14 protein-coding genes are annotated in these 12755 nt (G+C 67.8%); 3 read left to right on the top strand and 11 right to left on the bottom strand.

What is annotated here, in order from left to right; genetic code table 11:
* Positions 1-216: 216 nt before the first annotated feature.
* Complete coding sequence (locus AB4851_RS31720) at positions 217-1032, bottom strand: urease accessory protein UreD (RefSeq protein WP_414451992.1); 816 nt, start codon at positions 1030-1032, stop codon at positions 217-219.
* Between the two features lie 279 nt (positions 1033-1311).
* Between AB4851_RS31720 and AB4851_RS31715 the strand changes: the two genes are divergently transcribed.
* Positions 1312-1626 carry an antibiotic biosynthesis monooxygenase family protein gene (locus tag AB4851_RS31715; protein WP_414450215.1) on the top strand — a complete coding sequence of 105 codons (315 nt, stop codon included), beginning with the start codon at positions 1312-1314 and terminating at the stop codon, positions 1624-1626.
* Between the two features lie 38 nt (positions 1627-1664).
* On the opposite strand, the gene urtE is transcribed toward AB4851_RS31715, so the two are convergent.
* The 9 genes from urtE to hemN form a co-directional block, all read right to left on the bottom strand.
* A complete protein-coding gene (urtE, locus tag AB4851_RS31710) occupies positions 1665-2357 on the bottom strand; it encodes an urea ABC transporter ATP-binding subunit UrtE (protein WP_414442280.1) in 693 nt (230 codons plus the stop codon).
* Between the two features lie 12 nt (positions 2358-2369).
* Complete coding sequence (gene urtD, locus AB4851_RS31705) at positions 2370-3233, bottom strand: urea ABC transporter ATP-binding protein UrtD (RefSeq protein WP_414450214.1); 864 nt, start codon at positions 3231-3233, stop codon at positions 2370-2372.
* Positions 3230-4417: an urea ABC transporter permease subunit UrtC gene (urtC, locus tag AB4851_RS31700; RefSeq protein ID WP_414450213.1), complete on the bottom strand. Its 1188-nt coding sequence runs from the start codon at positions 4415-4417 to the stop codon at positions 3230-3232. The genes urtD and urtC overlap by 4 nt, the downstream gene beginning before the upstream one ends.
* A gap of 3 nt (positions 4418-4420) precedes the next feature.
* A complete protein-coding gene (gene urtB / locus AB4851_RS31695) occupies positions 4421-6052 on the bottom strand; it encodes an urea ABC transporter permease subunit UrtB (RefSeq protein ID WP_414450212.1) in 1632 nt (543 codons plus the stop codon).
* Between the two features lie 146 nt (positions 6053-6198).
* On the bottom strand, positions 6199-7500 hold the full coding sequence (gene urtA / locus AB4851_RS31690; protein ID WP_414450211.1) for an urea ABC transporter substrate-binding protein: 1302 nt from the start codon (positions 7498-7500) through the stop codon (positions 6199-6201).
* Positions 7501-7980: 480 nt separating this feature from the next.
* On the bottom strand, positions 7981-8304 hold the full coding sequence (locus AB4851_RS31685; protein WP_414445534.1) for a rhodanese-like domain-containing protein: 324 nt from the start codon (positions 8302-8304) through the stop codon (positions 7981-7983).
* Between the two features lie 49 nt (positions 8305-8353).
* A complete protein-coding gene (locus tag AB4851_RS31680) occupies positions 8354-9007 on the bottom strand; it encodes a protein-L-isoaspartate O-methyltransferase family protein (RefSeq protein ID WP_414450210.1) in 654 nt (217 codons plus the stop codon).
* A 111-nt stretch (positions 9008-9118) separates the two neighbouring features.
* On the bottom strand, positions 9119-9376 hold the full coding sequence (locus AB4851_RS31675; protein ID WP_414444117.1) for a hypothetical protein: 258 nt from the start codon (positions 9374-9376) through the stop codon (positions 9119-9121).
* 78 nt (positions 9377-9454) lie between these two features.
* Positions 9455-10843, bottom strand: coding sequence for an oxygen-independent coproporphyrinogen III oxidase (gene hemN, locus AB4851_RS31670; protein ID WP_414450209.1), 1389 nt, complete (start codon positions 10841-10843; stop codon positions 9455-9457).
* 130 nt (positions 10844-10973) lie between these two features.
* Between hemN and AB4851_RS31665 the strand changes: the two genes are divergently transcribed.
* Positions 10974-11267, top strand: a complete 294-nt coding sequence (locus AB4851_RS31665; RefSeq protein WP_414444119.1) for a YkgJ family cysteine cluster protein — start codon at positions 10974-10976, stop codon at positions 11265-11267.
* 12 nt (positions 11268-11279) lie between these two features.
* Here AB4851_RS31665 and AB4851_RS31660 read toward each other — a convergent pair whose 3' ends face one another.
* Complete coding sequence (locus AB4851_RS31660; RefSeq protein ID WP_414450208.1) at positions 11280-11843, bottom strand: hypothetical protein; 564 nt, start codon at positions 11841-11843, stop codon at positions 11280-11282.
* Between the two features lie 282 nt (positions 11844-12125).
* Between AB4851_RS31660 and AB4851_RS31655 the strand changes: the two genes are divergently transcribed.
* On the top strand, positions 12126-12713 hold the full coding sequence (locus tag AB4851_RS31655; protein WP_414450207.1) for a DUF1439 domain-containing protein: 588 nt from the start codon (positions 12126-12128) through the stop codon (positions 12711-12713).
* The last annotated feature ends 42 nt before the right edge of the window (positions 12714-12755 follow it).

Raw genomic sequence — 12755 nt, 5'->3', positions numbered from 1 at the left:
TGTTTAGCTAGACGTAATAATTCGGCCGCGCGTTGCATGCACGGCAACCGGCCGATCGTAGCATCGTGTGCCGTGCGCGGCACGGCGGCAGTTCATGAACGCAAGCCGTGTGCCATGCGGTAGTGCGTCGTGTGTCGGGTTTGCGTGCGTGCGTTCACCGCCTCGGTGCGAGGCGGCCGGCGCGATGCCTCACGGTGGTGCAGGGGAAAGGGGCGATCAGGTTTGCCAGAGCCGCAGCGCTCGCGCCTCGACGCCGTGCACCAGCGGACGCAGCCGCGTCCATTGCTCGACGAACAGGTTCTGCAGCGCCTCGACCGAGCCGGCCAGCGCGCGGATCAGCATCACGCGCGGCGCGACGCAGGTGACGCCGGCGCGCAGCGTGTCGCCGAACGGCAGCGCGGGGGCCAGCGATTCGGCCAGTGCATCGGTGCAGGCGTCGCCGATCGCCCACAGCGTGCCGTAGACGGGAAAGCCCGCCAGCCCCTGCGGCGTGACGCGCAGCGGTTCGGTCGCGCCGAGATGCGCGCGCTCGATCCAGAGCGGTGCGCCGTCGGCGCCCGCGATGCGCGCCGACGAGGCGATCCGGCCGACCGACCAGGTTTCGCCGGCCGCCTGCCGGCCCAGTTGCGAGACGTCCCAGCCGATCACGCTGGCGCGCTCGCCCACCGTCAGCGAGAACTCCAGCGAGGCCTGCGTGGCGTCGAAGAACAGGTTGTTTTGCGGCAGCCAGTCGAGCTTCGCGTCGTCGGCCACCGCGATGGCGATCCGTTGCCGCGCGTCGAGGCCGTTCGACTTGTACCACTTGGTGGCGCCCGGCGTGGTGATCACCGCGTGCGAACCGCTGCCGACCTGCACGGCGATGTCGAGCCTGTCGCCGCCCGCGACGCCGCCGGGCGGATGCACGATCACCGCGTGGCAGATCGCGTCGCCTTCGGGATAGAGCGGGCGCTGGATGCGCAGCGGGCCGTCGTGACGGCGATGCACGAGCGCCGAGCGCCCCGTGCGCTGCCGCTCGAAGCCGAGTTCGAGCATCGCGCGCCAGGCTTTCTTGGTGGCGGCGACCGGGGCGGCGGGCAGGTCGGTGGCGGCTGCGGTGCGATGGTCGGGCAAATCGGTAGCGGACATCGGGGGGCTGGCATCGGAGAAAGGGGCGCAACGCATTCGGGCGCCGTGGCGCGCCGCCATGCTACACCACGGTGGGGGCGCGAGCGGGCGGGCGGCGAGCCTGCCGCCTCGCACGGTACACTGCCGGTTCCGTTCCGGCGTGCCGGCAGGCCGCCGGATGCATCGTTCGATCAGGAGGAACCGCGCATGTATATCGCAATGAATCGTTTCAAGGTGGCCCTGGGTTCGGAGGCCGCCTTCGAGCAGGTCTGGCTCGATCGCGACACGCAACTGAAAACGGTCCCGGGGTTCGTGGAATTCCATCTGCTGCGCGGCCCCACGCGCGAGGACCACGTGCTCTACGCGAGCCACACCGTCTGGGCGAACCATGCGGCGTTCGTCGACTGGACGCAATCGGAGGCATTTCGCGCGGCTCATCGCAATGCGGGCGGCGCGAACCGCCCGCTCTACCTCGGCCATCCGGAGTTCGAGGGTTTCGAGGTCATCCAGACCGTGGCCTGAGCGGGTGGCCCGGCGCGCCGCGCCGGCCAGCTATACGCTCACACGGCGATCAGTTCTCTAACCCCGTTCGCTTCCATCTCGCTGCCGGCGCCGCCCGTGACGATCTCGCCGCGGCTCATCACCCAATACTGATCGGCGATCGAGCGCGCGAAATCGTAGTACTGCTCGACCAGCAGCACCGTCATGTTGGTTTCGTCGACGAGCTGGCGCAGCGTGCGGCCGATGTCCTGGATGATCGACGGCTGGATGCCTTCGGTCGGCTCGTCGAGGATCAGCAATTGCGGCTCGCTCATCAGCGCACGGCCGATCGCAAGCTGCTGTTGCTGCCCGCCCGACAAGTCGCCGCCACGCCGCGCGCGCATGTCCTTCAACACCGGAAACAGCTCGTAGATGCGGTCCGGCACCTTCGACGGCGCCTTGCGGCTCGCCGCGCCCACCAGCAGGTTTTCCTCGACCGTCAAGCGCGGAAAGATGTCGCGGCCCTGCGGCACGTAGGCCAGCCCGGCGGCGACGCGCGCATGCGGTGCCAATGCATCGAGCGGCTTGCCGCGCCACGCCACGCTGCCGTTCTTCGCGGCCACCACGCCCATCAGGCAGCGCAGCAGCGTGGTCTTGCCCACGCCGTTGCGCCCGAGCAGCACGGTCAGCTTGCCGTCCTCGGCGGTGAGGTTGACGTTGCGCAGGATGTGGCTGCCGCCATAGAACTGATTCAGCGATTCGATCTTCAACATGCTGGGGATTCCTTATCGACCGAGGTAGGACTCGATCACGGCTTCGTCGCGCTTGACCGTGTCGAGCGTGCCTTGCGCGAGCACCGCGCCTTCGGCCATCACGGTCACGCGGCCAGTGTCGCCCGCGAGCGCCGCGACGAACTCCATGTCGTGTTCGACCACCATCATCGAGCAGGTGCCGCGCAGCGTGTTCAAAAGCTGCGCGAGTTCCATGGTTTCGTGGTCGGTCATGCCGGCCGCCGGTTCGTCGAGCAGCAGCAGCGCCGGTTGCTGCATCAGCAGCATGCCGATTTCGAGCCGCTGCTTCTGGCCGTGCGACAGCTCGCCGGCCAGCCGATAGGCGCTGTCTTCGAGCTTGATCAGTTCGAGGGTTTCCTCGATGCGCTGTTGAGCGTGGCGATCCAGACGTGAGCGCAGCGATGCGAACCAGCCTTTATCCGTTTTCATCGCCAGTTCGAGGTTTTCCCAGACCGGATGCGCTTCGAACACGGTCGGCTTCTGGAACTTGCGGCCGATGCCGGTGCGTGCGATTTCCGGCTCGTTCATGCGCGACAGGTCGATGGTCTGGCCGAGGAACACCTTGCCGGAATCGGCCTTGGTCTTGCCGGTGATCACGTCCATCATGGTGGTCTTGCCCGCGCCGTTCGGGCCGATCACGCAGCGCAGTTCGCCTGCGTCGATCGTCAGCGAGAGCTTCTTGAGCGCGCGAAAGCCGTCGAAACTTACTTCGATATCCTCAAGATAGAGGATCGTGCCGTGCGAGGTATCGATCGCGCCTGGTTCGACCACGCGCGACATCGAGGCCACGCCGCTGACGGTCAGCGTGTCGCTGCCATCCGGTTGGGCCAGGTCGGGCATCATGCCGTTCTCGTTCATCGGCTGCCTCCACGTTTCATGACGGATTCGATCACGCCCACGATGCCGCGCGGCATCAGGAGCGGCACCAGCACGAAGATCAGGCCAAGAAAGAACAGCCAGTATTCGGCGAAATAGGCCGTGAAGAAGCTCTTCGCGCCGTTTACCGCGAACGCGCCGATGATCGGGCCGATCAGCGTGCCGCGCCCGCCCACCGCCACCCAGATCGCCATCTCGATCGAGTTGCCCGGCGACATCTCGCTCGGGTTGATGATGCCCACCTGCGGCACATAGAGCGCGCCGGCGATGCCGCACAGCACGGCCGACACGGTCCACACGAACAGCTTGTAGGCGAGCGGGCTGTAGCCGAGGAACATCAGTCGCGTTTCGCCGTCGCGCACGGCGGTGACCACCCGCCCGAGCTTCGAGGTGACGATCGCGCGCGCGGCGATGAACGCGAGCACCAGCGTGGCGAACGTCAGCAGCAGCAACACCGTGCGCATGCCGGGCGAGGTGATGGTGTAGCCGGCCAGGCGCTTGAAATCGGTGAAGCCGTTGTTGCCGCCGAAGCCGGTTTCGTTGCGATAGAACAGCAGCATCGCGGCGAACGTCATGGCCTGCGTGATGATCGACAGGTACACGCCCTTCACGCGCGAGCGGAACGTGAAGAAGCCGAACACCCAGGCGATCACGGCCGGAGCCAGCACCACCAACACCAATGCGACGATCAGGTGATCGGAGCCGCTCCAGTACCACGGCAGCGATTTCCAGTTCAGGAACACCATGAAGTCGGGCAGGTTGCTGCCGTACACGCCGTCGTGGCCGATCTCGCGCATCAGGTACATGCCGATCGCATAGCCGCCGATCGCGAAGAACAGGCCGTGGCCGAGGCTCAGGATGCCGCAGTAGCCCCACACCAGATCGAGCGCGAGCGCACCGATCGCGTAGCACATGAACTTGCCGGCGATCGTCATTGCATAGGACGACAGATGAAACGTGCTCGATTCGGGCGTGACGAGCGCCGCGATCGGCACGCCGATGCCGATCGCGAGGCACAGCGCGACCAGCGCGAGCCAGGCGCGGCGCGACAGCAGCGCGGCGCGCGGCGGCAGGCCGAGCGCGAAGCCGGATGCGCCGCCCGCGCCCGGGGTGGGCAGCGTGGCCGGCGTGACCGGCGCGGCGGCGAGGGAAGAGGTCGAAGTCATGTTTCAGGCCTCCGCGCTGCGGCCCTTCAGGGCGAACATGCCCTGCGGGCGTTTCTGGATGAACAGCACGATCATCACGAGCACCACGATCTTGGCGAGCACGGCGCCCCAGAACGGCTCGATCGCCTTGCTGACGAGGCCGAGGCCGAAGCCGCCCACCACCGTGCCGGCGATCTGGCCCACGCCGCCGAGCACCACCGCCATGAACGAATCGATGATGTAGTTCTGGCCGAGGTCGGGGCCGACGTTGCCGATCTGCGAGAGCGCGCAGCCGCCGAGCCCGGCGATGCCCGCGCCGAACGCAAATGCGTAGGAATCCACACGAGCTGTTTTCACGCCGACGCAGGCCGCCATCCGGCGGTTCTGCGTGACGGCGCGCACGAACAGCCCGAGGCGGGTTTTGGTCAGCACGGCCCAGGCGATGCCGACCACGATCAGCGAGAACGCCAGGATCGCGATGCGGTTGTACGGCAGGATCAGGTTCTGCATGACGCTCACGCCGCCGCTCATCCACGACGGGTTCGAGACCTGCACGTTCTGCGCGCCGAAGATCATGCGGGTGGCCTGGATCAGGATCAGGCTCACGCCGAAGGTGGCCAGCAGCGTTTCGAGCGGGCGGCCGTACAGATGCTTGAGCACGGTGCGCTCCAGCACCACGCCCACCACGGCGGCGGCCACGAACGAGGCCGGCACGGCCAGCAGCGGATACCAGTCGAACGCGCCCGGCGCGTAGCGCTGGAACAGCGTCTGCACCACGTAGGTGGCGTAGGCGCCGATCATCAGGAACTCGCCGTGCGCCATGTTGATCACGCCGATCAGGCCGTAGGTGATCGCCAGGCCGAGCGCGGCGAGCAGCAGCACGCTGCCGAGCGAGAGGCCGGCGAACAGCGTGCTGGCGATCTCGCCGCGTTCCTGCAGCGAATGCAGCGCGTCGAGGCCTTCCTGCGCCGCCGCGCGCACCTGCGCATCGGGTTCGGCGTAATGGCCGTCGGGCTGCTTGGCGACCAGCGGGCGCAGTTGCTCGATCATGTCGAGGTCGTTACGTGCGGCCACCACCTTCACGGCTTCGAGCCGCTTGGCGGCGTCCTTGTCGTGCAGCGCGGCGATCGCCCACAGCGCGTCGAGGCGGCGCTTGAGCGTGGCATCGGTTTCCTTCGCGCGCGCTTTTTCGATCAGCGGCTTGAGCGAGGCGTCGGGATTCTTGAGCAGCGCATCGACCGCGGCGGTGCGCGCAGCGAGATCGGGCGAGGCGAGGTCGAGCGCCGACAGCGCGTTGGCCACCTTGCTGCGCAGCAGGTTGTTGAGCGTGATGGCTTGCGCGTCGCCGGGCTGTACGGTGGCGCCGCTCAGGGCGTCCTTGGTGCTGCCGTCGTCGGCCTGCACCAGCAGCTTGCCGTCGTCGGTGGCGAGCACGCCGCCGTCGGCCAGCGCGTGCAGCAGCGCGACCGATGCGGCGTCGCCTGCCGTCGAGAGATGGTCGATCGCGGCGAGCTTCGCATCGAAATCGTCGCCGGCCAGCGCGGCCGTGTCGGCGGCATCGAGCGCGAACGCTGGGCTGGGCGCGACGCACGCGAGCGCGACGAAAGCGGCGAGCGCGGCAAGGCCGTGTCGGGCGCGGCGTGAGAACGTGAGCATCGGAAAATCCTGGCTGTCGGTTGAACCGCAGGGTGAACCGCGCGACCGGCCGGCCGCGCGGGGAGAAGCGGCCGCGCACGGCGCGCGAGGCGCGGTGCGCGGAGGCCATGACGGCCACCCATGCCGCCTCGGGGGCGGCCGCCCGCTCAGGCGAGCGCGGCGCGGCGGCGGCGCAGGAAGTCGCCGATCGAGCTGACCACGTCGGGCTTGCCCGCGTTGCCCGGGATATATGGGCTCCACGGTTGCGCGCGCACCGTCGTCTTGGTGCGCCACACCACGTTGAACTGGCCGTCGGCGCGGATCTCGCCGATCATCACCGGCTTGTGCAGGTGGTGATTGCCGTCCATCTCCAGCACGAAGCCCGACGGCGCGTTGAACTTCTGGCCGATCATCGCCACGCGCACCTTGTCGACGTCCGTGCTCTTGGCCTTCTCGACCGCCTGCTTCCACATGTGGATGCCGACGAAGGTCGCTTCCATCGGATCGTTCGTCACGCGCTTGGCGCCGCCCGGCAGGTTGTTCTTCTTGACCCAGTCCGCGAACATCGCCTTGAACTTCGCGTTCTCGGGATTGCGCAGCGACATGAAGTAGTTCCAGGCGGCCAGGTTGCCGACCAGCGGCTTGGTGTCGATGCCGCGCAGTTCTTCCTCGCCCACCGAGAACGCCACCACCGGCACGTCGGTGGCCTTGAGGCCCTGGTTGCCGAGTTCCTTGTAGAACGGCACGTTCGAATCGCCGTTGATGGTGGAGATCACGCAGGTCTTGCCGCCTTGCGAGAAGGTGCGGATGTTCGAGACGATGGTCTGGTAGTCGCTATGACCGAACGGCGTGTAGACCTCCTGAATATCGGCATCCTGAACGCCCTTCGATTTCAGGAACGCGCGCAGGATCTTGTTGGTCGTGCGCGGGTACACGTAGTCGGTGCCGAGCAGGAAGAAGCGCTTGGCCGCGCCGCCTTCGGCGCTCATCAGGTATTCGGTGGCGGGGATCGCCTGCTGGTTCGGCGCGGCGCCCGTGTAGAACACGTTGCGCGACATTTCCTCGCCTTCGTACTGCACCGGGTAGAACAGCAGGCCGTTCAGTTCCTCGAACACCGGCAGCACCGATTTGCGCGACACCGAGGTCCAGCAGCCGAACGTGACGGCGACCTTGTCCTGGGTGATCAGCCCGCGCGCCTTCTCGGCGAACAGCGGCCAGTTCGAGGCCGGATCGACCACCACCGGCTGCAACTGGCGGCCCATCACGCCGCCCGCCTTGTTGATCTCCGCGATGGTCATCAGCGCGGTGTCCTTCAACGAGGTCTCGGAGATCGCCATCGTGCCCGACAGCGAATGCAGGATGCCGACCTTGATCGGACCTTTTTCATCCGCGTGGGCCAGCGGCAGGCGGCTTGCCAGCGTGAGTGCACCCGCCATCGATCCGATCTTCAACAGACTGCGACGCTTCATCGAGTTCCCCTTGACGTTGTTGGCTTGCGTGCGCCGATGCGGCGCCTCGGAAGCGAATAACGCAAGGCATGTGCCAGGGGCCGTGAAATCCTTGTACGGCGCGGCTCGACGTGTACGCGATGCCGCGCGCGGACGGTTGCGGTGTGGCGGCGCCTGGCGAGGGTGGTCCGTCGCGGTGCAGGCTGGCGGCCGTTCGTGGTGCATCGCGGGGCGATGCACGATGGCGGGTCATCGGGCCTTGGGCGTCGTGCAGGCAGCCCGCGCGTTGCACGCTTGAGACGCATGGCGCGCACCGCGATGCGTCGCGGCGGCCCATTGGCTGGTCATGGGTGGGCTTGGCAGGCGGGCGTGACGGCGTATCGGCCAGGGAGCGGGCCGCAGATCGGTGCATGCCGCCTCGATCTGCCGGCTCCGCAAAGCACAACGCCGCAGCCTGGGGAGCTGCGGCGTTGCGAGAGAAGGCGGTGCGTCAGGTGGGGATCAGTAGCGCGGCACCGACGGATCGACATCGCGCGACCACGCGTCGATGCCGCCTTGCAGGTTGTAGATCTTCGTGAAGCCGCGCGATTCGAGGAACATCGCGACCTGCGCGCTGCGCATGCCGTGATGGCAGAGGCAGACGATTTCGGCTTCGTCGTCGAGCTCCTCGCTGCGCGCGGGGATCTGCTGCATCGGGATCGACACGCTGCCCGCGAGGCTGGCGGTGGCGACTTCCCACGGTTCGCGCACGTCGAGCACGACGGGCGCGGGGCGGGATGCGTCGCCGAGCCATGCGGCCAGGGCGGGAGCGGTCAGGATTTGCATCGGCATGACGGTGTCGGGGTGAGGCGTGAGAGGAAGAGGTGCGACGCGATCAGAACCGGAAGCGCGACGGCTCCATCGCGTTGACGAGGTGATCGACGTAGGTTTCGAACACGTCGGCGACCCGGAACTGTTTATCATCGATGCGGGTGATGATCTGCGCCTTCATGACCGGGCGCGAACCGACGAACGCCGCGAGCCGGCCACCCACCTTCAGTTGCTCGAGCAGCTCCTGCGGCACCACGGGCAGGCCGCCCGACACGCAGATCACGTCGTACGGGGCTTGCTCCGGCAGGCCGCGTGCGGCATCGGCCAGCACCACTTCGGCATTGGTCACGCCGTTGTCGCGCAAATTGTTGGTGGCGAACTGCACGAGCTCCGGCGCGATGTCGACCGTCACCACGTGTTGGCCGCGATGGGCCAGCAGCGCAGCCATGTAGCCCGAGCCGGCGCCGATTTCGAGGATGGTTTCGTGCTTCTTGACGGCCAGTTCCTGCAGGATGCGGGCCTCGACGCGCGGCGCCAGCATCTTCTGGCCGCCGGGCAGCGGCAGTTCGAGATCGGCGAACGCGAGGTCGCGATAGACGCCCTGCACGTAGTGTTCGCGCTTGACGACCGACAGCAGGCTCAGGACCTCCGGGTCCAGCACTTCCCACGGCCGGATCTGCTGTTCGATCATGTTGAAGCGCGCATTTTCGATGTTCATGGTGGTCATGCCGCGAGGCGGCCGTCAGCGGGGAAATTAACTCGGCGATTGTACCAAACGAGCCGCGATTCGAGCGCCGGAACACGCCCGCGCCTTGCTGCGGCGCGGGTTTTAGCGCTTGGCGTTGCGGATCTTTTCCTCGAAGGCCTCATCGAGCTTGCTGGCCCTGCGCGGCGCGGGCGGCGCCACGCCGTTGACGAACTTGACGAACTCGTCGAGCGGCAGCGGCGCGCAGAGCTTTTCGGCCGTGCCGCTGGCGCGGTCGGTCAGATAGAACAGGTCGCCGGGCAGGCTGACGGCGGCGTAGCGCGCATTGCCCGTGCGGGTTTTCAGGCGTTCGACCGCGAGGGTCGCTTTGGTCGTGCGCATCGTGGCGGGGCGGGGATCGGCGGAAACCGCCACTGTAGCGCAGAAGGCCTCCGCCCGCCGACGGTCGGGGGCGGACGGTCAGACGGTTTTCGAGCAGCGCCCGGCGGTGGCGCCGGACAGATAAGCGTCGAAGCACATCGCGATGTTGCGCACGAACAGCCGCCCGGCCGGGTGGATCGTCAGGCGGCGCGGCTCGATCGACAGCAGGCCGTCGCGCTCGAAATCGCGCAGCCGGGCCAGTTCGGGCGCGAAACGCTCGGCGAAGCGGATGCCGTACACGGTTTCCAGTTCGGCGAACGGCAACGAGAGATGGCACATCAGCCGCATGATCACGTCGCGCCGCAGGCGGTCGTCCGCGTTCAGCCTGACGCCGCGCGCGATCGGCAGCCGCCCCGCGTCGATCGCGGCGCTCCAGGCGGCGATGTCCTTCTCGTTCTGCACGTAGACATCGCCAACCTTGCCGATCGACGACATGCCGATGCCGATCAGATCGGTATCGGCGCACGTGCTGTAGCCCTGGAAGTTGCGTTGCAGCGTGCCGTTGCGCTGGGCCGCGACCAGTTCGTCGGTCGGCCGCGCGAAGTGATCCATGCCGATATAGACATAGCCGGCCTGCGTCAGCGTCTCGATCGCGAGGCCCAGCAGCGCGATGCGCGCGGCCGGCGTGGGCAGCGTGGCGTCGTCGATGCGGCGCTGCATCTTGAACAGGCCCGGCAGGTGCGCGTAACCGAACACCGAAATGCGGTCGGGCGCCAGTTCGATCACGGTGTCGAGCGTGTGCGCGAAGCTCGCGACCGTCTGCTTCGGCAGCCCGTAGATCAGGTCGACGCTGACCGAGCGATAGCCGATCAGCCGCGCCGCCGTGATCAGGCTCGCGGTGCGCTCGATCGGCTGCACGCGGTTCACGGCGCGCTGCACCTCGGGGTCGACGTCCTGCACGCCGAGGCTCAGGCGATTGAAGCCCTGCATGCGCAGGTGCGCGAGCGTGGCCGGGGTGGCCGTGCGCGGGTCGATCTCGATCGAGATTTCGGCTTCGTCGTCCGGCGCGATCGGGAACTGCGCGCGCGTGGCCGCCATCAGTTCGGCGATCTCGGGCTCGGACAGGAACGTCGGCGTGCCGCCGCCCCAGTGCAGTTGCGTGATCGTGCGCGACGGATCGAAGCGGGCCGCCTGCAACGCCAGCTCCTGCTTGAGCCGGTCGAGGTAGGGCCGCGCGTGCGCGTGGTTGCGGGTGGCGATGCGGTTGCAGCCGCAGTAGAAGCAGGCGGTGGCGCAGAACGGAATATGGACGTACAGCGACAGCGCGTTCGAGGCGCCCGGATCGGCTGCGGCGCGCGTGTAGTCGGCGACGTCGAAGCGATCGTCGAACTGCAGCGCGGTGGGGTACGACGTGTAGCGCGGGCCGTTCGCCGCATATTTCGCGAGCAGATCGGGGCGGAACAAGGGGGCGGGGGAACAGGACGTCATGAGGTAGACCGACAGGCGACGAGCGACGCGGTTCAGTCTAGTCGCTGCCGGTGATAACGAGATAGGCCGATATCGTCGAAGTTTGCGATGGCACAATGCCGGTTTGCATTGGCAGGGAAGGCGGGAAAACGTGGAAGCGGCAGGACAATCAGGGCCGGACAACGCACATGCGTGCCGCGCGGGATGCGGCGCGTGCTGCACCGCGCCATCGATCACGAGCCCGATCCCGGGCATGCCGAACGGCAAGCCGGCCGGCACCCCGTGCGTCCAACTGGACGCGGCGCTCAACTGCCGGATCTTCGGGCAGCCCGAGCGGCCGGCCTGCTGCTCGGGCCTGCAGCCGTCGGCCGAGATGTGCGGTGCAAGCCGTCACGAGGCGATGGCGTGGCTCACGCAACTCGAGGTGCTGACCGCGCCGCGTTGAATGCCCAAGGCGCTACATCAGCGAGTGCTCGAAGAAGTTGGGCACCTGGCCCGCGCCGATCTTGCGCTCCCAGATATCGAGCCACGCCGCGCCGGCGGGCCAGAAGCCGCGGCAGCGCATCAGATAGTCGAGCACGGGGATGGCCTCGCCTTCGCGCAGCAACGCCTTGGCCAGTTGCATCGTCGGCCCGAAGCTGGCGAGTTGCGGCGAGCCGGGCGTGGCGGCCGAGGCCAGCAGTGCGGTCACGGCGAGGCCGTGACGGTGCGGGTCGTCGCGCAGCGCCAGCAGGCCCAGCACCGTATTGCCGAGATGCACCGCGTTGCCGTGGTTCCAGGCGGCCGGGTGGCGTGGCGCGAGTGCGAGGCTTTCCTCGGCGTGCGCCCGTGCTTCCGCGTAGAGCCCGAGATGGAACGCGGCGGCCGCCGCACGCGGCAGGCGGTCGAAGCGCTCGTCCTCCGACGCCGCGCTGGCCAGCTTGGCCAGCCGCACGGGCGCGCGACTCAGCGCCAGTTCGACGAGCGCGGCTTCGATCTCCGCGGTGAAGGGCACGAGTTCCGACGCTTCTTCATAAGTCATGTCCCCTCCAGTGACGCCGCGCGATGCGTGTCGCGCGGCCGCTCCGCAGATGCCGGCGTGGCGATTGTCGCGCTGCGCGGGCGCCGCGTCGAGCCGTTGCGCTACCGACCGACCGGCGTGCCTTCCGGCGATCGGCCGTTGCGGATGCGTCGGGGGGCGTCATGCTAGGCTTGTGCCCCCGGGCCTGCGGCGGCATTACCACGTCGCGGCGGGCCGCAATGCAATCCGAGGGCGGGGCCGCGGCGCGCGGTCGCCCGGCTCGCCGGCCGCAGGAGAATCCGCATGAATCCATCGCGCGCAAGCGGCCGTCGCCGCTTCGTGACCGCCGCGTTTGCGGCATTGGGCGTATCCGTGTCGCTGGCCGCATGCGCCGCGACGCCCACGTTTCCGTTCATCCCCAATCACTACACGTTCTCGCGCGGCGACGTGCAGCGCGCGGTGGCGCGCAAATTCCCGTATCAGCGCACCGTGTCGCAGGTGTTCGACGTCGCGCTCGCCAACCCGGCGGTGGGCATGCTGCCCGAGCAGAACCGCATCGCCGTGCAACTCGACGCGCATTTCACCAGCCCGTTCCTGCGCGAACCGGTCAGCGGCACGTTTACCATTTCCGCACAACTGGCTTACGATCCGGCCAGCCTGTCGGTCGTGCTGCGCGCGCCGGCCGTCGACAGCGTCAACCTCGCGGGCGACGCGCAGACCTACGCGCCGCAGGTCGGACAAGCCGCCGGCCTGCTCGCCACGCAGTTGCTGACCAACTATCCGATCTACACGTTCAAGCCCGATCAACTGCAATTTGCCGGGGTTCACTACGAACCCGGTACAATTACGATCCTTACAAACGGCATACGCGTCGAAATCGTCGAAAAGTGACGATTCCGGTCGTGCGGCCGGCCGGGCCGCGCGTTGTCGTGA

Source organism: Burkholderia sp. 22PA0099 (assembly GCF_047497165.1).
In the GTDB taxonomy this organism is placed as follows: domain Bacteria; phylum Pseudomonadota; class Gammaproteobacteria; order Burkholderiales; family Burkholderiaceae; genus Burkholderia.
The sequence above is the reverse complement of the archived record's forward strand: the minus strand, read 5'-3'. Positions and strand labels throughout refer to the sequence as shown.